This is a genomic window from Mesorhizobium sp. AA22 (assembly GCF_001672375.2).
Lineage (GTDB): Bacteria > Pseudomonadota > Alphaproteobacteria > Rhizobiales > Rhizobiaceae > Mesorhizobium > Mesorhizobium wenxiniae.
The window spans coordinates 5,705,224-5,726,979 of record NZ_CP048406.1; the positions used below are offsets into that span (position 1 = coordinate 5,705,224).

Genomic DNA, 21,756 nt, shown 5'->3' on the forward strand with positions numbered 1-21,756 from the left:
ATCACAGAAGCGCCTTGGTTGTTGGATCGAACAGACAGGCGCGCGACATGTCGATGCCGAGCGTTATCGTCTCGCCCATGATGGGAGCGTCATCCGGCTCGAAACGGCCAGTGATTTCCAGGTCGCCTAGCCTGAGGACGGCAAGTGTCTCGGCCCCGGTCGGTTCGACCAGTTCGACGGGCGCCTGCATCGACTGCACAGCCGGTTTGCGCGACTTCAAGTCGGTCGTGAAGCGGTAGATGTGTTCGGGCCGAACACCCAGCACCACGTCCTTTGGCGCACCGACAGGCAGCGGAGCGGCAAGGGCAAGAGTGGCGTCGCTGCCGTCAGCAGCGCGCACCGCGATGCTGGTTGTGCCGGTAAGCCGGGCGGGGATGAAGTTCATCGCCGGCGATCCCATGAAACCGGCTACGAACATGTTGGTCGGCCGGTCATAGATCCGCTTCGGCGTGTCGAACTGCTGCACCGAACCCTGGTTCATCACCGCAATGCGGGACGCGAGCGTCATCGCCTCGACCTGATCGTGGGTGACGTACACAGTCGTCTTGCCGACGCGGTGGTGAAGCTTCTTGATTTCGGTGCGCATGTCCACGCGCAGCTTGGCGTCGAGGTTGGACAAGGGCTCATCAAACAAAAACAGCTTCGGGTCGCGTACCAGGGCGCGCCCCATCGCAACGCGCTGCCGCTGGCCACCCGACAATTGCCCGGGCTTGCGGTTGAGCAACTGCTCGATCTGCAGGAGTGCGGCAACCCGCTTTACCGCTTCTGCCTGCTCCGCTTTGGGCACGCCTCGGCTTTCCATGCCGAAGGTGATGTTCTGGCGCACCGTCATGGTGGGATAGAGGGCGTATGACTGGAACACCATCGCTATGTCGCGGTCCTTAGGCTGCACGGAGTTCACCAGCCGGTCGCCAATCCAGATCTCACCCGACGTGACGGTTTCCAGGCCGGCGATCATGGCGAGCAAGGTTGACTTGCCGCAGCCGGAGGGACCGACAAGGGCGATGAATTCGCCGGTCCGCGCCTCGAGATTGATGCCGGCCAGAATCTCGAGGCCGCCATAGCTCTTGTGAAGGTCGCGGATCATCAGCGCGGACATGGGCGATGCCTCATTTGATGGCGCCCTGCGTCAGGCCGCGCACGAAGTATTTTCCACCGAACAGGTAGATCAGCAACGGCGGTAGCGCGCCGATCAGCACGGCTGCGCTCATCACGTCGTAAGCACGGGCGGTCGTGCCGCCGGCAGTGAGCGCGACCAATGCCGCCGTAATCGGCTGCTGCTGGCCGGAGGTGAAGACGACCCCGAACAGATACTCGTTCCAGATGCCGGTGAATTGCCAGATGACGGTGACGATCAAAATCGGCGGCGACAGGGGCAGGATGATCTTGCGGAAAATCCGCCAGAAGCCGGCGCCGTCGATGCGTGCCGCCTTGATGAGGTCGTCCGGTATGCTGACGTAGAAATTGCGGCAGAACAGGGTCGTGAACGAAATGCCCTGAACGACGTGAATCAAGACCAGCCCGTATGTCGAATTGGTTAGGCCGAGTTTGCCGAGCAGGAACGCCCACGGCATCAGCGAGATCTGGCCGGGCATGAAGACGCCGAGCAGCATCAGATTGAACAGAATTTCCGAGCCCTTGAAGAGCCATTTCGACAGCACATAGCCGTTCATGGCGCCGAGAAGCGTGGAGATGACCGTCGCGGGAATCGTCATCCAGAGCGAGTTGAAGAAATTGCGCTTCATGCCTTCGCAGGTGCCGCTGACGCAGTAAGTACTCCAAGCCTCCGCCCAGGCGTCGAGGCGGAAGCTGCGCGGCAGCGAGATGAGGCCGTTGCGGGCAATCTCCGACTGCTCCCGCAACGAGTTGAAGACCACGACCAGCAGCGGTGCCAGGTAGATGACAGCGAAAAGCGTCAGCACCGCATACGTAAGAAAGCGGTTCCAGAAATATCGCCGCGTAGCCGCCGCCGCTTCGGGATCATGCCGGGGGTTGGGGGCAATTTCAGCCATTGCGGCCCTCCGCTCGCCTGCGCCAAACGATCCACAAGGAATAGGGCACCAGCACAACCGCAAGGGCGGCGAGCATCATCATCGCCGCAGCGGCACCCTCGCCGATCTGCCCGCGCTGGAACATCAGGTCGTAGACGTAGATCGCCGGGAATGTAGTGGACACACCTGGCCCGCCCCGCGTCAACGCCGCCACCAGGTCGAACGTTTTGATGGCGAACTGGATTTGAATGACGGCCACCGCCAAAAAAATCGGGGCGATCGTCGGCAGGATGACCTTCCGATAGGTTCGGGAAACCGACGCACCGTCGATCTGGGCTGCTTTGACGAGATCCGGATCGACCGACCGCAGGCCAGCCAGGAAAAGCGCCATTGCGAAGCCGGACGACTGCCAGATACCGGTTATGATCACCGCATAGATCGCGGTGTTTCGGTTGGCCGTCAGGGCGAAGCTGAAGTCGGTCCAGCCGAGCCCCCGCACGAAGGCTTGGATGCCGTCGACGGGATTGTAGAGCCAGCTCCACACAGTACCGGTGACGATGAAGGACACCGCCAGCGGGTAGAGGAAGATGGTACGCCAAACCGCCTCGCCGCGAACGCGCTGGTCGATCAGGATCGCCAGAAGCAGTCCGATGGCCATTGAGCCGACAATATAGAAGCTGCTGAACAGGAAGAGGTTGGTATAGGCGATGTTCCAGCGCCGGTTCGCCCAGAGCGAAGCATAATTGTCCAGACCGACGAACAAATAGGTCGGCATCAGCGACGAGTTGGAGAGCGAGAGATACAGCGTCCAAATCGTGAATACGAAGACGTAGATGAAACTCGCCGCAAGCGACGGCGCCAGCACCAGAATGGGCACCATCGTGCCCAGGCGCTCCCGCCACGGGGTTGCGGGAGACGCAACCGGTACAGTCAGGTCATGTGTGGACATCGGCTGCTCCGGGGAAGTCAGGCCGGGCGCGCCGGCGCCCGGCCATCATCGGCAGCTTCTTCACATCTGAGCTTCGGCCGCATCAGCCATGGCACTAGCTGCGTCCTGCGCGGTCATATCCGGCGTCGCGACGAATTCAGTGACGGTATCCATGATCGCACCGCGCACCTTCTGCGGGATCGTCATGTTATGCGCCATCGAACGGACAAGCGTGCCGCCATCGATCGACGCCTGCAGGTCCTTCTGGGAGAGCTGCTGGCAGGGGTTGAAGCCGTTCGAAAGATCGACGTCGAGACGGGCCGGGATCGAGCCCTTGGTCTGATTGAAAATCGTCTGGAACTCGGGCGACAGGATGGTGCTGGCGAGCAGTTTCTGCCCCTCGACATAGTCCGGATCCTTCTGCTGGAAGAACACGACCGAGTCGGAATTCAGGATGAAGCCCGGCTTGCCCCAATCAGTCGGCGCCTGGGCGCAGACATAGTCGGTGCCCTCCTTGAAGCCGCCGGCCGTGAGCAGGCCGAGCGTCCAGTCGCCCATGATGTGAAAAGCGGCCTCGCCGCGGCCGACCAGATGCGACATGGTATCCCAGTCGCGCCCGTTCATGCCGGGGTCCATATATTTCGTCGTCATCGTGCGGAACTGCTCGAAGGCCTTGACCATGCCGTCGCTGCGCATTGCCTCGACGTCACCCTCGACGAAGGCCTTCTTGAAGAGATCGAGATCCATTCCGTAGACCACGACCTCGAAGACCGTCGAATCGGTCCAGTCGGCGGTCGAGTGCGAGATGCAGATTTTGCCTGACGCCACGATCTTGTCGCAGGCGGCGTTGAAGTCTGTCCATGTCTTCGGCACTTCGGCGACGCCTGCGTCCTGCATGACCTTCGGCGATGCCCACAGCCAGTTGATGCGATGGATGTTCATCGGCGCCGCTACCCAGCTGCCGGTCGGCTTCATCACCGGCAGCAATTCGGGAGCGACGACCTTCTCCCAATTTTCCGCTGTCGCCAGTTCGTCGAGATTGGCTGTCATGCCGGTCTCGTTCCATTCGGCGATCTCGGGTCCCTTGAGCTGCACCGCGGGGGGTGCATTGCCGGCGATCACGTCGGCGCGCAATTTCGCCAGCGTGTTGGCCGTGTGGCCCGCGATGGAGGTCTGCTGCCAGGTGCCACCCTTGGCGGTAAACATCTCGCCGAGCTTGGCGATAGCCTGGGCGTCCGATCCGGTCGCCCATTGATGCAACAGGTTGGTCTTGGGCTCTGCGAACGCGGCTCCCGCAACAAAGGTGTACGCCGCAGCGGCCGCAAGGGCCGTCCTCAGGTATTCCATCGTTTCACTCCCATGTGATGTTACGGTTCGTATCGACCGCCTGTGGACGCAATTTGAGCTCGTCGCAGACGGAGATGCAGTAATCTCCGTTCTTTCCAAGATGACATATTTGGGCTATCAGTCAACGTCCTTTGTGCTCATCATGAACAAACCTTCGCTTAGAAATTGGCTGATCGACAGACCCTCCGCATCACCGGAGAGCCTGATCGTTCTATGTCTACGTGAGCGCGGCGTGCTTTCTGCGTCGCAAATTACCCGCATCACCGGTTTGGCGCGGTCGACGGTTTCAACCGCGCTCAATGGCTTGAGAAAGTCCGGAATGGTGATCGAATCTTCGACCCACCATGACGGGATCAGGGGTATCGGCAGGCCTGCGACGACATTGACACTCAATCCCGCTGCGGGCACCTGTATCGGGATCCACCTAGGCCTTGATGAGATGCGGTGCGTCGTCGCCGACGTCTCGCATTCTGTCATTACCGAACAAACTATCCCCATGGGTCTGGACTACCAACCGCAACAGGCGGCCCAGCTCGCCAAGTCAGCAATTGCCCAATGCTACGAAGAGAACGGTCTGCCGATGGCGGGGCTCCTGGGGGTTGGGGTCTCTGTCTCGGGCCCTGTCAGCCGCGAAGGAGTGGTGCAGCGTGCGAGTATTGTTCCGACCTGGGCCGGGGTCAACATCCGCGATGTGTTCGGGCCGGTTCTCGAACAGCCGATTTTCGCCGATAACGAGAGCAACTGCTCGGCCATTGCGGAGCTGATGTGGGGCGCGGCTGTCGGCCAAGATGATTTCGTGCTGTTCAAGATCGATCTGGGCGTCGGCGGGGCCATTGTCCAGCATGGCCGGCTGGTGACTGGCATCGCCGGCGGCGCCGGTGAATTCGGGCACATCAGCGTTGATCCCAGCGGCGATCTTTGCCGGTGCGGCAATCGCGGATGCCTCGAGCTTTATGCGAGCTTTGCCCGGCCGCTCGAGCAGATTTCGCGCATCATGCGGCGGCCGGTCACGATGGACGAGGTGATCATGATGGCTGAACAGGGCGACGTCGGGGCGCTGCGGATGATCGAGGACACCGCCGAGTTCGCCGGCCGTGGTCTTGGCTTAATCGGCTCGGTGATCAATCCGCCACTCATCATTATCGGTGGCCGCATGGCTTTGGCGGGCGATATTCTCCTGGCACCGCTGATCGCGTCATATGAACGCCACACGCTTATCAAGTCCCGCGATCTCGCGCCCGCCCTGCGCACGCGGATAATTGTTGGCAAGCACACAGAGAACGACGCATTGCTGGGCGCAGTCGGCCTCGTGCTGCGACACAACAGCCGACTGCAATGATCTGGCCTTGCGCCGAGTGGCCTACCGCCCGCCGCCGCGAGCCCGGATTACGACCGCGAAGCGGTCAAAAATCCAAATCCATATCGTGATGATGATGCTCGTGACCGGGAAGCTCCGGCGGCGGCGGGCCAGGCACTTCGACCACCATGGTCTCCGTCATGATGAGGAGGCCTGCCACCGAGGCTGCGCCCTGGAGCGCCGTTCGCACCACTTTGGCCGGGTCGATGATGCCCTTTGACACCAGATCCCCGTACACGCCCGATTGGGCATCGTAGCCATAGGCGTTGTCGTCGTTTTCGAGGATCCCGGCGATGACGACCGAGCCTTCCAGGCCGGCATTGATCGCGATTTGCCGAGCCGGCCAGGTGATCGCCTTCCTGACGATCGCGATGCCGACCTGCTGGTCCTCGTTGCTGCCCTTGAGCTTCTTGAGCGCCCGGCCGGCGCGCAGCAAGGCGACCCCACCGCCGGGGAGAATGCCCTCTGCAACCGCGGCTCTTGTCGCGTTCATCGCGTCATCGATGCGATCCTTCTTCTCCCTGACCTCGACCTCGGTTGCACCGCCGACTCGGATAACGGCGACGCCACCGGCGAGCCTGGCCAGCCGCTCCTGGAGCTTCTCGCGGTCGAAATCGGAGGTGGTTTCCGCAAGCTCGAGCTTGATCTCGGCGATGCGGGCCTCGATCCTTTCCCGCTTGCCGGCGCCGCCGACAATCGTGGTGTTTGCCTTGTCGATCATCACCTTCTTGGTGCGCCCGAGCATATCGAGGGAAGCATGCTCGAGCTTGATGCCCAAATCCTCCGAGATCACCGTTGCGCCGGTCATCAGTGCGAGATCCTGCAGCATCGCCTTGCGGAGGTTTCCGTAGGCCGGCGCCTTCACGGCTGCAACCTTGAGAGCGCCGCGCAACTTGTTGACCACCAGCGCCGCCATCACCTCACTCTCGACATCATCGGCGATGATGAGCAGCGGCTTGCCGGCCTGCACCACCTTCTCCAGCAGCGGCAGTATTTCGTTCAGACTGGACAGTTTCTTCTCGCTGATGAGGACATAGGCATCCTGCATCTCGACACGCATCTTTGCGCGATTGGTGATGAAATGGGGCGAGATATAGCCGCGGTCGAACTGCATGCCCTCGACGAATTCGAGTTCGGTTTCGAGCGACGTCCCGTCCTCGACAGTGATCACGCCGTCATTGCCGACCCTCTTCATGGCGTCGGCGAGGCAGCGGCCGATCTCCCTGTCGCCGTTGGCCGAGATGGTGCCGACTTGCGCAATTTCGACGTTCGAGGTGACCTTCGTGGCTTTGTTTTTGAGTTCCGCGACGACGGCTTCGACCGCGAGATCGATGCCGCGCTTCAGGTCCATGGGATTCATGCCGGCGGCCACCGCCTTGGCGCCCTCCTGGGCGATCGCATGCGCGAGCACGACGGCGGTGGTCGTGCCGTCGCCGGCCTGATAGGAGGTTTTTGTTGCTATCTCACGCACCATCTGGGCGCCCATGTTCTCGAACTTGTTGTCGAGTTCAATTTCCCTGGCGACGGTCACGCCGTCCTTCGTGACCCGCGGCGCGCCGTGCTCCCTGCCGATCGCGACGTTGCGCCCCCGCGGGCCAAGCGTGACGCTCACCGCATTCGCCAGGGTGTCAATGCCGCGCAGCATTCTGTCGCGAGCCTCGAACGAAAACATGATCTCCTTGGCAGCCATTTCCTTGATCCTTAAGACCTAATCTTCGGGGAACGGCGAAGCTTCAATCGGCCGCTCAGGCGAGATTGTCCCGAGGCAGCCCGAGCCGATTCCAGACATCGAACAAAGCTGCTGCGAGCCGATCAATCATGATGTCCTCATGACAAGGTGTCGGCGTGATGCGCAGCCGCTCAGTTCCCTTCGCCACGGTCGGATAATTGATCGGCTGGATATAGATGTCGTGATCGCTCAGCAGCAGGTCGCTCGCCGCTTTGCAATGCGCCGGATCGCCAACTGCCACCGGAACGATATGGGTGTCGCTCAGGATGACCGGCAGCGCAGCGGCACCCAGCGCCGCCTTGACCCGCCGGACGCGGTCCTGCTGGCGCTTGCGCTCCCACTGCGAGGTTTTCAGATGCCGGATCGCCGCTGTGGCCGCTGCGCAGATCGCCGGCGGCAACGCAGTGGTGAAGATGAAACCCGGAGCATAGGAACGAACCGCATCGATCAGCACAGCACTTCCCGTGATATAGCCGCCGAGGCAGCCGAAGGCCTTGGCGAGCGTGCCTTCGATCACATCGATCCGGTTCATGGCGCCGTCGCGCGCGGCGATGCCGGCGCCGCGAGGGCCGTACATGCCCACAGCATGGACCTCGTCGAGATAGGTCATTGCGCCGTACCGATCGGCGATTTCGCAAATGCGATTGATTGGCGCGACGTCGCCGCCCATCGAATAGAGACTTTCGAAGACGATGAGTTTTGGCCGGTCCGGACCCGCCGCCTTCAACAATCCCTCGAGGTGATCGACGTCGTTGTGGCGGAAGATGCTCTTCTCCGTACCGGACTGGCGGATGCCCTCGATCATCGAATTGTGGTTGAGCGCATCGGACAGGATCAGACAACCGGGGATCAGCTTGGCGATGGTCGAGATGCCAGTCTGATTCGAAACATAGCCGGACGTAAAGACCAGCGCCGCCTCCTTGCCGTGAAGATCGGCAAGCTCGCTCTCGAGCTCTAGGAGCGGATGGCTGGTACCGGAGATATTGCGCGTCCCGCCGGCCCCCGTTCCCAGGCGGGTAGCAGTCTCCACCATGGCGGCGACCACTTTTGGGTGTTGTCCCATCCCGAGATAGTCGTTGGAGCACCAGATCACGACGTCCTTCGGTCCATGCGGGGAATGCCACACGGCATTGGGAAAGCGTCCGGCGAGGCGCTCAAGGTCCGCGAACACACGGTAGCGCCGTTCCTCCTGCAGACGCGCGATCGCATCTGCAAAGAAACCGTCATAACTCATATTGCCTGGCCCTAAGATACGGCCTTGCCCATCGGCCTTATCGCCCGCATCTCCGGTCATCGGAGGTCCAAATCGCCGCGACCCAATGACGTTCTTTACGCCGCCAGGTTTGCCGGTGTGCAACGCTGTGGGTTCCGCCATCGCCCGATTCCCCTGCTTGCATCCGAATTATGTCGAAGCGCGATGCGCGCGGATCCTGCTCGCATCGTTCCTCACGAACCGCGTTCAGGAAGGTCGAAGTTGAGCTGCAACATTCGCACGATGTTTATCAGTATCGTCTCGCAGACCTTATCTTGATTAGGATCCAGATATTTGACAGTCCAGTTTGCCCCGTTCTCCTTGGTTTCGAGCCGCTGAATCACAAAATCAGTGACGTGCTCGCATCCCGGCTCCTTATGAAGATCCGCGAGGATCAATGCCTTAAGCTCCGAAGCTTCCTTTGTATGTCTTTGCATGGTCGCTCTCCTTCCGGATGACAACATTGTATGGATCGATCAACTGCATAACCGTGATCTCCGCCATCCCAGGGCTGGTGTCATCGCACCAGTTCACCCAACGTAGCGGCAATGCCGCTGCTTGGTGTGTCAGCGTCTAGCCCCTCCACGAATTGCCCCTGTGGGTTCATGATGTAGATGTGGGTGCCGTGATCCATTAGGTAGTCGTCACCGCCCGCCTCGTCCTGGCGCGCCACACCGTAGGCGCCATATGCCTCCGAAACCGCAGCGACCTGTTGCGGGCTGCCGGTCAGTCCCACGATGCGCGGATCGAAAGCCGCGGTAAAGCTTCCCATCACCTCAGGCGTGTCGCGTTCGGGATCGACAGTGATGAAGAGCGGCTGCAGTTTTGCGGCGTCGGGGCCGAGTTCCTCAATCGCGGCGGCGATTGATGACAGCGTCGTCGGACAGATGTCGGGACAAGACGTATAGCCGAAGAAAACCAGCAGCCATTTGCCGCGATAAGTCTCATCGGTGACCGTCGTTCCGTCCGGCGCCGTAAGCGTGAATGAGCCGCCGACCGTCTCGGGCGTGTCACTCCGCGCGAGCGGTTGGCAGATCGACAGGGCCGCTGCGAATATGATGCAGAAGCGGGATATCGGGGACCGTAGGCCCGGAGCGAGGAGTTCATGCCGTCGGCTCATTAGTACCTCCGGTACCTCGAGAAAGACGCTCCAAAACCCCGCGACGTTTGCAATTAGCAAACTCGCCTAAACTGCCGAACCTTATCATATTTTTTTGCTGAATGGCTAGACATGGTGCTGGTTTGGCCCTATTTTTAAAAGTTGCCCCTCAACCTAATGAAGGAGGTGGCGTCCATGACCATTCGCGAATTGATGAGCGGGCTGGCGGCGATCGCTGTCGTTGCGACAATGTCCGCGCCTGCGCAAGCCTACGAAGTGGGTCCGGTCACGGGAGGCGGAACGATCGAGGGTACGATCGTCTACCGCGGCGACGTGCCGACAACAAAGATCATCCCCACCAAGGATATCGAGGTGTGCGGCGACCCCCGCGAGGAGCCGCTGATCGAAGTCGGCAGCGACCAGGCCGTGCTGAACGCGGCGGTGCAGCTGGTCGACGTGGCACAGGGGAAGGCTTGGCCGGAGCCCGGAAAGCCGCCTGAGCTTAACAACCTCAAATGCCGCTTTGAGCCCGCGGTTCAGATGATACCCGCCGGTTCGCTGGAGGTGGTCAACAGCGACCCAATGCTCCACAACACCCACGGCTATTATGGCAAGCGAACCGCCTTCAACCTGGCGCTGCCCAATAAGGGCCAGCGGATACCCGTCGAACTGAAGCGGGCCGGCACTGTCCGCGTCGACTGCGACGCGCATGGCTGGATGGAAGGCTGGGTCTATGTGGTGGACAATCCCTATTACGCGGTCACCGGCGCCGATGGCAAGTTCAGCATAACCGATGTTCCGCCGGGCGACTACAAACTCGTGGCGATCCACCCCTTCACTGGGCCCATCGAGCAGCCCGTAAAGGTAGAGGGGAATAAGGCCACCAGTCTGACGCTTGAACTGACAAAATAAAGAAAATTTGCGACCGACTGATTCAACAGGGTCGCGCTCCTGCGAGAAGACCGACGCTTTAAGAAACGGTCTGCACTGAGGAGGAACCGTGATGTCTGACGAGCTTGACCGCATTCGGCGCGAAATGCATGCGGTGCTGCAGCCGCCTGGAGTACGGCCCGACGACTCGCTCCAAATCACCCGCCGCACCTTCATTCACAGATCGCTGCTGTTCGGTGCTGCTTCCATCGGCCAGACCTTCGCGTGGTGGCCGCTGCTCAACACTATCGACGTCGCTCACGCCGCCGAAGCGCCCTTCAAATTTGCCTGGATTTCGGACACCCATCTCTACGAGAGATCCCTCAACACGCGCTTCGTCGACAAGGTGGTGCGCGCGGTGCAAGAGGTCCAGGCCATGGATCCGCCGGCCGACTTCCTGATCTTCGGCGGCGACCTGGCCCAGCTCGGAAAGATCGAGGAACTTGAGCTTGGCGTTGAGCTCCTCAAGGATCTGAAGATCAAGAAGTACTACATCCCGGGCGAGCATGACTGGTATCTGGATATGGGCAAGAAGTGGGGCGAGTTGTTCGGCCAACCCAACTGGACCTTCGATCACAAAGGCGTGCGCTTCATCGGGCTCGATACGGTCAGCCGGGGACCGGACTACTGGACAGCGAAGAAGATGACGCCGGAGGAGCGCATGGGCCACATGGCTACCCTCGACGGCACGGTTGCCGGCGCGTGGGCTGGTGTCGGCCGCGAGCAACTCGACTGGATGCAGAAGACACTCGCCGACTGGGATAAGTCCAAGCCGATCGTCATCTTCAGCCACAATCCGCTGTACGAGTACTACCCGCCCTGGAATTTCTGGGTGCGCGACTGGCGCGAAGTGAATGACGTGCTGAAGCCTTATACTAAGGTCACCAACATCCACGGTCACGTCCACCAGGTGCTCTACAACGAGATCGGCAGCATGCGCTCGATCGGCATGCTGGCGACCTCCTGGCCATGGCCGTATGCGCCGGAAGGCGTGCCCAAGCTGACCAAGCCGATGATCCGTGTCGATCCGGGCGATCCCTTCGACGGGGTCGGTTGGCAAACCGTGAACGTCAACGCCGACGACAAGGTCGATGTCGAGTACATCATGTGGGGGCGCAAGGAGGTGTTCGTCCAGACGCCGGAGGACCACGACAAGAGCATTGAGGAGGTCATACGGCCACGCATCGCCGACAATCAGTACCCGTGGGCAAATCCATAGAGGGGGTGGCTATGATAAACACATCGACATTCCTGTGCATTCTGAGGCGTTCCACAGTCGCAGGAGCAGTCGTCGCAGCTGCCGTCGTCGTCGGGCCGGCCAGTGCCAATAAGGATCCGGTGACGCCAAAGCAGCTGAAACTCTATCAAGAAGCGTTCATGGAGGAGGTCAGGAAGGGAGACCTCCTGTTCCACGGTGATGCGGCGATGGCGGAGCAGTTGGGCGTCAAGCTGTCGACCACCGGGTGGGCCTGCGCCATGTGCCACCCGATGGCCTCCGATACCCACCCGCAGGCGTTCCCGAAGTTCCAGCAGTCGATGGCTAAGTTCGCGACACTGCGCGACATGATCAACTGGTGCATCGAGAAACCGAACCAGGGCGAGAAGATCGATCCCGAATCGGAGGCGATGAAGGCGCTCGAGGCGTACATCACCTGGTCGAACACCGGCTCGGTGTTGGTGCCAGGCAAGTACTAGTCTCGTCGATAGCCGGGCACCGGCTTCACGGGAGCTCGAAGCGCGCGTCCCATCGGGAGGGGTGGGGTTGAAGCAGTGTGGTGCGGCCCGGGAACCGCGCGGGGAGGTCTATGCGTTGGCAGAGACTGGGATGGAGCTGCGCGGCAAGTTCGCGAATGTGGACCTGGATGCGCTGGTCGACAACCGGGTCGTGCGGACCTGGCTTTATTTCGGCATGTTCTGGCTGATGGTGACGCCATCCGTCGGCGTCCTGATCTCGAGCACCTTCAACTACCCCGACTATCTCGGATCGGGAAACCTCGAGCTCACCTTCGGCCGGCTGCGCCCGGTCCACGTCAACGGTGTCATCTTCGGCGCCTTCTCGACGCTTTTCATCGGCCTTTGTTATTATCTCGTGCCGCGTCTGTCGGGGGTGCGGGTGATATGGTCTGAGTGGTCGGTTCTCCTCGCATGGATCTGGAACGTCGCAACGCTTGCCGGTTTGGTCGGCTTGCTGTTCGGCGACAGTGACGGTTTGGAAGCCGGAGAGTTTCCGCTCTATGCGAAGGTCGCGTTCTTCATCGTAGTGGCTGTTGCTACCGCGCAATTCCTGATCACGATCAGTCGAAGGCTCGAGCCGGCGATCTATGTCGCGCTATGGTACTTGATCGCCACTTTCGTGTGGACGACGATGAACTTCGTGCTTGGAAGCTTCATCCTGCCGTACACGATCTCGGGCATCAACAGCGCCGCCTTCCATGGCCTCTATCTCCACTACATCGTCGGGCTGTGGCTAACGCCCGCGGGCTACGTGATCATCTACTATTTCCTGCCGATCAGCGCGCGGAATCCGCTCTATGCCCATAAGCTCTCGCTGGTCGGCTTCTGGTCCCTGGCATTGTTCTACCCGTTCGTCGGCATCCACCATTACCTCTACAGCCCGATCGCGGACTGGGCCGAGACCTTGGCGGTCGTCACGTCGATGCTGCTGATCATTCCGGTGTGGACGGTGCTGGTGAACTTCTTCGGCACCATGATGGGCAAGTGGCATGAGTTCGGCAGGAACTTGCCGGCGAAGTTCCTGATCATGGGCTCGCTCATGTATCTCGTCGGCTGCTTCCAGGGCTCGACCGAGGCGCTGCGGCAGCTGCAGCAGCCGACCCATTTCACCGATTTCGTCATCTCGCATTCGCATCTCACCGTGTTCGGCACCTTCGTCGTCTGGGCGATGGGGGGCCTCGTCTATACTTGGCCGCGGCTGTTCGGGCGCGAACTCTGGTCCTTCAAGCTCGGCAACTGGTCGTTCTGGCTGATCACCGTCGGCATCGCGACCATGGGCCTGGTCCTCACAGCGGGCGGGCTGCAGCAGGGTTATCAATGGATGAATGGGGTCGAATGGCTCGACTCGCTCGTCTGGGTGAAGCCCTACTGGCTGGCGCGGACCCTGGCAGGCATCAGCATGGATATCGGTATGTCGCTGCTGGTGGTGAATCTGATGCTGACCGCACTGACCAGCCCGGCGGCTGAGGCGCGACGCGTCCGCGGGCCGGTGGAGGCGCCTATCCCGGCCCCGGCCGGAGGGCCCGCGCAGTGAACGTTCGCTTCTTCGCGCTGTTCGCCGGCGTCTTCTGCATCACCCTTGCGGTGATCACGCAGGGCGTTCTGCCCTTCGTGGAGCCGTCCTCGCGAACTACGCGCGTGACCTCGGTGGTGCGCACGGATTTCGGCCAGCTGAAATGGACGGTTTCAGAGGCGACGGACTACACCGAGCAGCAGCGTCGCGGCCGCAACATTTACCTGCGCGAAGGCTGCTGGTATTGCCATTCGCAATTCGTGCGGCCGGTGACCGGCGAGATCCGCCGCTGGGGACCGGTCAGCGAGGCGGGCGAATACGCCTATGACTTGCCGCACCTGTTAGGCACACGCCGGATCGGGCCGGACCTGACGCGCGTCGGCCTGAAATACAGCGACGAATGGCACCTGGCGCACTTCTACAATCCGCGGATGCTGGTGCCGGACTCGATAATGGCGCCGTATCGCGGCCTCTTCCACGAACCCGATGCAGCCGTCCGTATCGTTGACGACGGCACTGGCAATCGGACCCTGGAAAGGACAGAGGTCACCCAAGGCCTGTTCGACTTCGACAGCCAGCAAGCGATCCAGCTGACGCCGAATGCATATGGGTTGCTGTTCGTGCCGCTGAAGGCGCGCGAAAGAAAGCCGATCATCCTGACGCCGAACGACGAATACACAGGAGAAACCGTCAGCATCGCGGCGGAGACGGAATCGGTGGCGGCGCTCGTTTCCTATGTCCAGAAGCTCGGCATGAACCGGGGTAAATGGCGGGATCTTTTCGAGCCGCAGAGCCTGGAGGTCATGGATGCGACGATGCCGCGCTCCGAGGAATGGATTGCCTATGGCAAGGAAGTCTATGAGCGCCGCTGCATCGGTTGCCACGGTGCCAAAGGCGACGGCAACGGGCCGGCCGCCACCTTTATGTTTAACCAGCGGCCCAGGGACTTCACGTCAGCAGTCTTCAAGTTCAGGTTGACAAAGGAGCCCCTGCCCACGGACGGTGACATGCTGCGCACCATTACTCGCGGCATCCGCGGCACGGCAATGCCCCCGTGGTACGAACTGCCGCTGAACGATCGGCTGGCGGTGATCCAATACATCAAGTATGAACTAGCGGTTGACCGTTCCGACCCCGCCAGTCCTTACGCTTTCTTCGTCGAGGAACCGCCTGGCCCACCGTTGTATATCGGGCGCCCGCCGACCGCGTCGCAGACGATGCTGGACCGTGGCAAGGAGGTTTGGCAGGTGGCGAAGTGCTGGGAGTGCCACGGCCAAGGTGGCAAGGGCGACGGCGAGAAGGCTGCCGGCCTCAAGGATGATCTCGGGTTCGCCACCGTGCCGGCCGACCTCACCAGCGGGCAGTTCAAGTCTGGCCCGGCCGTCGAAGACATCTTCCGGACGATAACTACGGGCCTCAGCGGCACGCCGATGCCATCCTATCGGGATTCCCTTCCGGACGAGGACCGGTGGGCGCTTTCCTATTTCGTGGTGGCGCTTTCCGCCTATAAAGACCCGCTTTCGCTGCAGCCGCTCTCGATCAAGAAGGAGGCCCGCGCGGCGCTGAACGATCTGGAACTGGTCGCTGACAAGCCTGAGCGAGCCTACGTGCCCGATCCGTCGGTGCCGGCGTCCGGCCCGCCAGCGCCGCCTGGCGAGGAACAGGCGCCCGCAGGAGGATAGCCATGCTCGGTTTTGAAGTTACCGGACCCTATGCGGGCGCCATGATGATGAGCCTAGCGGCCCTGTTCTTGTTTATCTGGGGTGTCCTATCCGGCGCGTTGAGCGGCACCGACAAAGCCGCCAACGGGTTTTTTGAAAGGGAAATGGAAAATGAGCGATCTGCAGAGCAGCGATCCGGAGAGCCCGACGCATCCGGAACTGGAAGTGCGTCAAAGCTCGCACCCTGAACTGGAAGACTATGCCGGCGGCCTGATACAGGCGCGTGTGGGATTCATTCCCATATGGCTTCTCGTCGTCTACTGCCTGCTGTTCGCCTGGGGGCTGTATTACATGTATGTCTATTGGGGCGGACTCGGTCCCGGCCGTCTGTTCTAAGAAGACTGTCGCAAGGCTGGTTAGGCAGGAGTGATGGAGATGTTGGTAGCCAGAATTCTTCTTGGGGTCGCCGCATTGAACCTCCTTTTCCTGGCCTTCGAGGTGGCGACAAACGTGCTTCGTCTTTATTTCGGCTAACATAGGAGCAACGGATGCTACAGGACACCGTTTTCAAGCTCGCTGACGTCGGCTTGCCGCAGATGCTCGGCTTCCTCATCTATGGCGGCTGCACCGTCGGCTTTATCATCTATCTTGTCTATCTTGTGCGGCAATAGCGGCGCGGACGCGGCGCTGCGAAAACACCAATGATCTACTACCTCGTGATCTTCGCCGCTGGATTTGCAGGCAGCTTTCATTGCATCGGCATGTGCGGCGGCTTTGCCTGCGCACTGGGCCGCGATCAGCGAGGCGGAGGCGCAACGATCCTTCGCCACCTGCTCTATAATACCGGCCGATTGACAACCTATTGCTTTCTGGGCGGGCTCGCGGGTGCGATCGGTCAGGTCATCTGCACCACGCAAGGTCTCACGGCGGCGCCGCTCTTGAACGGCTCCCTAGACATCGCCCAACGAATTCTCGCGACCGTCGCTGGCCTGCTAATGATTGCCATGGCGTTGCAGTTCTTCGGCTTGCTGCAGGTCTTTCATCGCCTTGCGATCGGATTTGGCGGCAGCACATTTGCATTGTCCCTGCGCGGTCTGTTAGCCGCCCGGAGCAGCGCCGCACCGCTCGCCTTTGGCGTTTTCAACGGCTTCCTGCCATGTCCCCTGGTCTATGCCTTCGCCGCCCAGGCGGCGAGCACCGCCGGAGCGCTTCCCGGGTTTCTCGTCATGGCATGGTTCGGACTGGGAACCTTCCCCGCGATGTTGATGATGGGCGGCGTTGGCCAGATACTCGGGCCAGCCTGGCGGCGGCGCGGCGTGCGGCTGGCTGGTGGCTTTATTCTTTTGCTCGGTCTCATCACGCTCGGCCGTGGTCTTCTGCCTTCCGACGCGCATATCGGCCTTGCCTGGCTGGGCGGACATCCCGCATGACTGCGCATGGCGATATCCTCTGTAGCCATTGTTCGCTGCCCGTCGGCCTGCGCCCGATGGAGCGCAGGCTCAACGGTGAGGCTTGCGCGTTCTGCTGCTACGGCTGTTGCATCGCCTTTCAGGTGAAGAGCGGCAGACACGAAGAGTGGGAAGCCGCATGGCTTCTGATCCAGCTCGGCGTGGGAGGCTTTCTCTCCATGAATATCATGATGTTCAGCCTTCTCCTCTATTCGGACGCGTTCACCGGCGTCGATGCGGGCGTGCTGCCGTGGATTCACCTTTTGCTCTGGATCTTCGCGACGCCGGCGGTGGTGATTCTCGGCGGACCCTATCTGCGCGAAATGTGGCTCAATGGCATTCAGGGACGAGTGACGTCGTCGGCACTCATCGTGCTTGGCGTCGCTGCCGCTTACCTCTATTCGGCATTTGCCGTGTTCGAGGGCAGCACGCATGTCTATTTCGACACCGCCGTGATGGTACTGATGCTATTCACCGCTGGCCGCTATCTCGAAGCTGTTGGCCGCGCCAGGGCGGCGCGCGACCTCGAACCTCTTCTTGCCGCAGAAAGCGAGAGCGCGACCGTGGTCGATGGCGCGGCAGAGATCCGCCGTCCGGTGCGGGAGGTGTCGGCCGGCATGCTGGTTCGGGTCCGGCCAGGCGAGCGCATTCCGGTCGACGGCGTGGTTGTCGAGGGGGAGTCGAGCACCGATGAAGCCGTGATTACCGGAGAAAGCCGGCAAGTGACAAAGGGCGCCGGCTCCAAGGTGATTGCCGGCAGTATCAATATCGACGGCCCGCTCCTGATCCAAAGCAGCGGTGACGGAACCGCAACCCGCTGGGCCCGGATTTGCCGGTCGGTGCGCGAAGCGCTGGGCCGTCGCAGTCCAACCCAGCGCCTTGCCGATCGGATCGTTGGCGTGTCAGTGCCGCTCGTCCTCGCCCTCGGCGGGCTGACGATCGTTTACTGGGCGCAGTCATTGCCGTTCGATGGGGCGTTGCTGATTGGCCTCTCGGTACTGGTGGTTGCCTGTCCTTGTGCCGTCGGCCTCGCTGCTCCGATGGCGACATCACTCGGCATCGGCCGGCTGGCGCGGCACGGCTGCCTAGTCCGCGACCCCGGCGTGCTCGAGACCCTCGCGCGTGTCCGGCTGCTCGCCTTCGACAAGACCGGCACTCTGACGGCGGGCAAAGCGCGTCTCGTCGGCGTCGACTGCGAGGAGGTCGGCATCGACGAAGTACTGGCGCGCGCCGCCGGTCTGGAGCGCCTTTCCGAGCATGGTCTGGCGCGGGCCATCGCGGCAGCCGCCGCTCAGCGGGGCGTCACGCCGCTCGTCACCCGCGATGTCCGGACGGTTCCCGGCCGCGGCGTCCGAGGCAGTGCCGAAGGCCGGCCCGTGGCGGCAGGGAACGGCAGACTGATGAATGATCTGGGCTGGCCGCTTCCCCCGTCGCTTGCCGAGCGCGCGCGGTCGCTGGAGGCGAGCGGTCATTCGGTGGTCTATCTCGGTTGGGGCGAGCAAGTTCACGCCGTGCTGTCACTCGATGATTCACCGCTTCCCGAGGCGCAGGCCGCGATCGCGGCCCTGCGTAAGCGCGGGCTCGACGCCACGCTGTTGACCGGCGACTTGGCGCAAGCGGCGGAGCGGATCGCGGCCCTGGTCGGGATCAAGGACATCCAAGCGGGCCTTTCGCCGGAGGCCAAACGGCTGGCCCTGGATCGGCTCCGCCATGACCACGGTTCGGTGGCGATGGTCGGCGATGGACTGAATGACGGGCCGGTCCTGGCCGCCGCAGATGTCGGTATCGCCGTCGGCTCCGCCACCGATCTCGCCCGCGAGACTGCGGCGCTCGTGCTGCCTGCTGACGGATTGTGGATGCTGCCCTGGATCGTCGACGTGGCCCGCGCGGTCCGCAGAACCATTTTGACCAACCTTATGTGGGCGTTCGGTTACAACCTCGTCGCCCTGACGTTCGCAGCATTCGGACTTCTGCAGCCAATCCTTGCGGCGGCGGTCATGGCCGGCTCGAGCATCCTCGTGGTGGTGAATTCGCTGCGGCTGGAGCGGCTGCCCGATCCTGTTCCAGCGCTGATCCCGGAGCAACGATCCGGTGCCAAGGCGGAGCGTACCCAGCATGGTGCCGGCATTTCCGCAATGGCCGGCCCGGCCGTCGAGCGGAGTTGAGTTTCGTTTCAGCCAAACACGTCGTGCGTGAACGCGTCATACCAGCCTTCCGCCGCGCGCGCAGCCTGCCGGCGGACCTCGGAGCTTTCCTCGACCTTGCTGATGAAGCTAATGACGCTCTTGAGCTTCCCGTCGACGGGCTTGAAGCTGATGGCGTTGCTGAACGCATCGTCCGGGGCGAGATAGGTGTAGCAGGTGTTGAACAAATGCGCCGGGAAACGTGTTGATCCGGTGAGATCGGCCGCGATAGCAAAGGCGCAGGCTTTGGCCTGGCTGTTGGCGCAGAAGGCGGATTTCGGCATATCCCAGCCGATGATCGCGTCGCCGACCAGATGGACGCCGGGCTGCAGCGCCGATTCGAAGGTGACCGGATCAACCGGACACCAGCCCGACTGATTGGCGAGCCCTGCCTGCTGCGCCAAGCGCCCGGCCATTTGCGCCGGGATGACATTGGCCACCGCGGCCTTGAATGTTGCTCCCTCGGTGATCACCGACCGGGTCTTCGCGTCGATCGCCGTGACCCCGCCAGTGAACTGGGCCGGTAGCCATTCGATCATTCCCGGATAGTGGCGGTTCCAAGCGTCCTGGAACAGGTCCTGCGCGTTGAAGCTGTCTTTCGCATCCAGGATCAGAATTTTGGCCTTGGGTTTGCGGCGCTGGAAATAGGATGCGACGAGCGAAGCGCGCTCGTAGGGGGCTGGCGGGCAGCGAAACGGATTCGGCGGAGCAACGAGCACGAACAGCCCGCCGTCCTCCATGCTTTCCAGTTGCTGGCGCAACAGCCTGGTTTGCTGCCCTGCATTCCAGGCGTGCGGCATGATCTCCATCGCCGCTTCGTCATAGCCGTTAAGCGCCCGATCCCTGAATGCGATGCCTGGCGCAACAACGAGACGGTCGTAGCTGAGCTTCGAACCGTTGTTCAGCGCAACGGTTTTCACCGCCGGGTGAATCGCCGCGGCGGACTCATGAATGACGGTGATGCCATATTGTTTTGCCAGCGCTTCATAACCATGACTGAGCGATTCGAGCGGGCGCAGCCCGGCGAGATAGAGATTGCTGAAGAAACAGGTCGCGTAGCTCTGCCGCGGTTCAACCAGGGTCACTTCGATAGCCGTGGCGGTGGCGGCGAGATATTTGGCGACCGTTGCGCCGCCGATGCCGCCGCCGATCACGACGACACGCGCCTTGACCTGGCCCCGCGCCTTCGGCTGGTTGAGCGCCGTTAGCAACGCTGCTCCGGTGAGGCGGCCGAACTCGCGACGGGTCCAGGATTTCATGGCGCGTTACTTTCCCTGCGCTGCGACATAGCGCGCGACGCTGGCGATCTCCTCGTCGTTGAGCGACAGCGCGATAGCGTGCATGATGTGATTTGGACTCTCGCTCGCCCGGTAGGCAAGCAGGGCGTTGGTGAGCCTCTCCTCACCAAGCCCGATGATGCTGGGAATGATTGTGCGGCCGCCATCGAGGCGATGGCAGGACGCACAGGTCGCGGCGAGTTGAGCGCCTTGATCGGCCTCCGCCGCCGCGCCGGATTGGCTGACGAGCAGTACGAGGCCCGTGGCAATCGCAGATCTCGCGACGGGGCGCATGCTGAATACCCGTCTGTTTCGGAGTTTTCGGGTCACGCTCCTGCCCAGCTCTTCACATCAATTCGCGCAGCTGAATTGCGCAACCACCTCAACCGACCGTGAGCTGGTGCGACAACGCAAAGACGGCACCGCCATCTTCTTCCCAAACGAAATCGAGCCGGCCGCTCTCCGTCGCGCGCAAGGAAAATTCGAAGAACGGGTTGGCCGAAATCGCCTCGTGGAGATCGACACTGAACACCACGGTTTCGTTGTAGCGGCAGCCAAACTTGTTGATGATCTTGCGCGGGATCACATTGCCTTGATCATCATGGCGCAGCCCTGTTTCCATCTCATGGCTGATGATGGTCTTGACCTGAAAAATCTCTCCCTTCGCCGCGGCGCTCGGCACGATCACGCGTGGTGTCGGGGTGGTCACTGTCTCTCTCCGATCTCAGGCACAGCCATCCGTGGCGACACGGACCCACGTCGTGGTCATCAGCAAATTGCCGTCATTCATTTCGGCAACAGCGATGACATGTTGCGGTCTGGCAAGACGGATGCGTGTCGACACGCGAGGTAGACTGCGTTGGGGGACGAAATGGAAACTGGCGACTTCGATAAGCGGGTTCCGCGGCGCGAACACGCGCATCTGCCTCACATGGTCGGCCTCAGTCATTGGGCTGTCGATGTAAAGGCTCATGGGCACGGTATAGCCGGTCGGGAAGTCCGTCGGCATTATCAGGTGCAGGCGATCCGACACCGTGGCCGTCCGACCGGTGAGCTGTTCGACGAGATCCAGCGCTTCATCGTTCGCGCGCGCGCTCTGCAGCGAGAAGAGCGAAACCCCGGCAAAACCCACACTCCCGGCGATCAAGACATCGCGGCGCGTCAAGCTCATCGTCCCGGTCTCCAAACCCTGCCACTCTTTAGGCCATTCCAAGAACACATCGGCGGCGGCGGGCGGCGCACTCGGACATATCAGTGCGGCTGCTTCTACCAAATTTAGCACCGACAACCGCTGGGAGCAATCTCGG

Annotated in this window: 22 protein-coding genes; 10 read left to right on the plus strand and 12 right to left on the minus strand. The window is 61.7% G+C overall.

Annotation, left to right across the window (positions count from 1 at the left end; translation table 11 throughout):
• Window position 1: 1 nt before the first annotated feature.
• Genes ugpC through A9K68_RS27225 form a run of 4 tightly spaced genes read right to left on the minus strand, consistent with a single transcriptional unit; the run spans window position 2 to window position 4,266 of the window.
• Window positions 2–1,099 carry a sn-glycerol-3-phosphate ABC transporter ATP-binding protein UgpC gene (gene ugpC, locus A9K68_RS27210; protein ID WP_065007049.1) on the minus strand — a complete coding sequence of 366 codons (1,098 nt, stop codon included), beginning with the start codon at window positions 1,097–1,099 and terminating at the stop codon, window positions 2–4.
• A gap of 10 nt (window positions 1,100–1,109) precedes the next feature.
• Window positions 1,110–2,012: a carbohydrate ABC transporter permease gene (locus A9K68_RS27215; protein ID WP_082982243.1), complete on the minus strand. Its 903-nt coding sequence runs from the start codon at window positions 2,010–2,012 to the stop codon at window positions 1,110–1,112.
• Complete coding sequence (locus A9K68_RS27220) at window positions 2,005–2,940, minus strand: sugar ABC transporter permease (RefSeq protein WP_065007048.1); 936 nt, start codon at window positions 2,938–2,940, stop codon at window positions 2,005–2,007. Before A9K68_RS27220 ends, A9K68_RS27215 begins: the two co-directional genes overlap by 8 nt.
• Before the next feature lie 60 nt (window positions 2,941–3,000).
• On the minus strand, window positions 3,001–4,266 hold the full coding sequence (locus A9K68_RS27225) for an ABC transporter substrate-binding protein (protein ID WP_065007047.1): 1,266 nt from the start codon (window positions 4,264–4,266) through the stop codon (window positions 3,001–3,003).
• Window positions 4,267–4,408: 142 nt separating this feature from the next.
• On the opposite strand from A9K68_RS27225, the gene A9K68_RS27230 reads away from it, so the two are divergent.
• Window positions 4,409–5,605: an ROK family transcriptional regulator gene (locus tag A9K68_RS27230; protein ID WP_163603077.1), complete on the plus strand. Its 1,197-nt coding sequence runs from the start codon at window positions 4,409–4,411 to the stop codon at window positions 5,603–5,605.
• Between the two features lie 64 nt (window positions 5,606–5,669).
• Here A9K68_RS27230 and groL read toward each other — a convergent pair whose 3' ends face one another.
• From groL to A9K68_RS27250, 4 genes are all read right to left on the minus strand, one after another.
• Window positions 5,670–7,313 carry a chaperonin GroEL gene (groL, locus tag A9K68_RS27235; RefSeq protein WP_065007045.1) on the minus strand — a complete coding sequence of 548 codons (1,644 nt, stop codon included), beginning with the start codon at window positions 7,311–7,313 and terminating at the stop codon, window positions 5,670–5,672.
• A gap of 55 nt (window positions 7,314–7,368) precedes the next feature.
• A complete protein-coding gene (hemA, locus tag A9K68_RS27240; protein WP_065007137.1) occupies window positions 7,369–8,586 on the minus strand; it encodes a 5-aminolevulinate synthase in 1,218 nt (405 codons plus the stop codon).
• A 212-nt stretch (window positions 8,587–8,798) separates the two neighbouring features.
• A complete protein-coding gene (locus A9K68_RS27245) occupies window positions 8,799–9,041 on the minus strand; it encodes a hypothetical protein (RefSeq protein WP_065007044.1) in 243 nt (80 codons plus the stop codon).
• Window positions 9,042–9,121: 80 nt separating this feature from the next.
• Complete coding sequence (locus A9K68_RS27250; RefSeq protein ID WP_065007043.1) at window positions 9,122–9,724, minus strand: SCO family protein; 603 nt, start codon at window positions 9,722–9,724, stop codon at window positions 9,122–9,124.
• 174 nt (window positions 9,725–9,898) lie between these two features.
• Between A9K68_RS27250 and A9K68_RS27255 the strand changes: the two genes are divergently transcribed.
• The 9 genes from A9K68_RS27255 to A9K68_RS27290 all read left to right on the plus strand — a co-directional run bounded on the left by A9K68_RS27255 (window position 9,899) and on the right by A9K68_RS27290 (window position 19,154).
• Window positions 9,899–10,615, plus strand: coding sequence for a carboxypeptidase regulatory-like domain-containing protein (locus tag A9K68_RS27255; RefSeq protein WP_246811244.1), 717 nt, complete (start codon window positions 9,899–9,901; stop codon window positions 10,613–10,615).
• Between the two features lie 91 nt (window positions 10,616–10,706).
• Window positions 10,707–11,852: a metallophosphoesterase gene (locus tag A9K68_RS27260; protein WP_065007042.1), complete on the plus strand. Its 1,146-nt coding sequence runs from the start codon at window positions 10,707–10,709 to the stop codon at window positions 11,850–11,852.
• A gap of 11 nt (window positions 11,853–11,863) precedes the next feature.
• Window positions 11,864–12,328: a hypothetical protein gene (locus tag A9K68_RS27265; protein ID WP_065007041.1), complete on the plus strand. Its 465-nt coding sequence runs from the start codon at window positions 11,864–11,866 to the stop codon at window positions 12,326–12,328.
• Between the two features lie 130 nt (window positions 12,329–12,458).
• Entirely contained in the window at window positions 12,459–13,901 is a 1,443-nt protein-coding gene (locus tag A9K68_RS27270) for a cbb3-type cytochrome c oxidase subunit I (protein WP_065007040.1), read from the plus strand.
• Window positions 13,898–15,562, plus strand: a complete 1,665-nt coding sequence (locus A9K68_RS27275; RefSeq protein WP_065007039.1) for a cbb3-type cytochrome c oxidase subunit II — start codon at window positions 13,898–13,900, stop codon at window positions 15,560–15,562. The genes A9K68_RS27270 and A9K68_RS27275 overlap by 4 nt, the downstream gene beginning before the upstream one ends.
• A gap of 150 nt (window positions 15,563–15,712) precedes the next feature.
• Entirely contained in the window at window positions 15,713–15,937 is a 225-nt protein-coding gene (locus tag A9K68_RS27280; protein WP_065007038.1) for a hypothetical protein, read from the plus strand.
• Window positions 15,938–16,089: 152 nt separating this feature from the next.
• Window positions 16,090–16,212, plus strand: a complete 123-nt coding sequence (locus A9K68_RS32345; RefSeq protein ID WP_281409489.1) for a hypothetical protein — start codon at window positions 16,090–16,092, stop codon at window positions 16,210–16,212.
• Window positions 16,213–16,242: 30 nt separating this feature from the next.
• Entirely contained in the window at window positions 16,243–16,971 is a 729-nt protein-coding gene (locus tag A9K68_RS27285; protein ID WP_065007037.1) for a sulfite exporter TauE/SafE family protein, read from the plus strand.
• 56 nt (window positions 16,972–17,027) lie between these two features.
• Window positions 17,028–19,154, plus strand: a complete 2,127-nt coding sequence (locus A9K68_RS27290; RefSeq protein ID WP_065007135.1) for a cation-translocating P-type ATPase — start codon at window positions 17,028–17,030, stop codon at window positions 19,152–19,154.
• An 8-nt stretch (window positions 19,155–19,162) separates the two neighbouring features.
• On the opposite strand, the gene A9K68_RS27295 is transcribed toward A9K68_RS27290, so the two are convergent.
• The 4 genes from A9K68_RS27295 to A9K68_RS27310 all read right to left on the minus strand — a co-directional run bounded on the left by A9K68_RS27295 (window position 19,163) and on the right by A9K68_RS27310 (window position 21,620).
• On the minus strand, window positions 19,163–20,326 hold the full coding sequence (locus A9K68_RS27295; protein WP_246811248.1) for an NAD(P)/FAD-dependent oxidoreductase: 1,164 nt from the start codon (window positions 20,324–20,326) through the stop codon (window positions 19,163–19,165).
• Window positions 20,327–20,437: 111 nt separating this feature from the next.
• The gene (locus tag A9K68_RS27300) at window positions 20,438–20,743 is read right to left on the minus strand and encodes a c-type cytochrome (protein WP_065007035.1); all 306 of its coding nucleotides are present in this window, start codon (window positions 20,741–20,743) and stop codon (window positions 20,438–20,440) included.
• Window positions 20,744–20,831: 88 nt separating this feature from the next.
• A complete protein-coding gene (gene soxZ / locus A9K68_RS27305) occupies window positions 20,832–21,134 on the minus strand; it encodes a thiosulfate oxidation carrier complex protein SoxZ (protein ID WP_065007134.1) in 303 nt (100 codons plus the stop codon).
• Between the two features lie 39 nt (window positions 21,135–21,173).
• Window positions 21,174–21,620: a thiosulfate oxidation carrier protein SoxY gene (locus A9K68_RS27310; protein ID WP_065007034.1), complete on the minus strand. Its 447-nt coding sequence runs from the start codon at window positions 21,618–21,620 to the stop codon at window positions 21,174–21,176.
• Window positions 21,621–21,756: the final 136 nt, after the last annotated feature.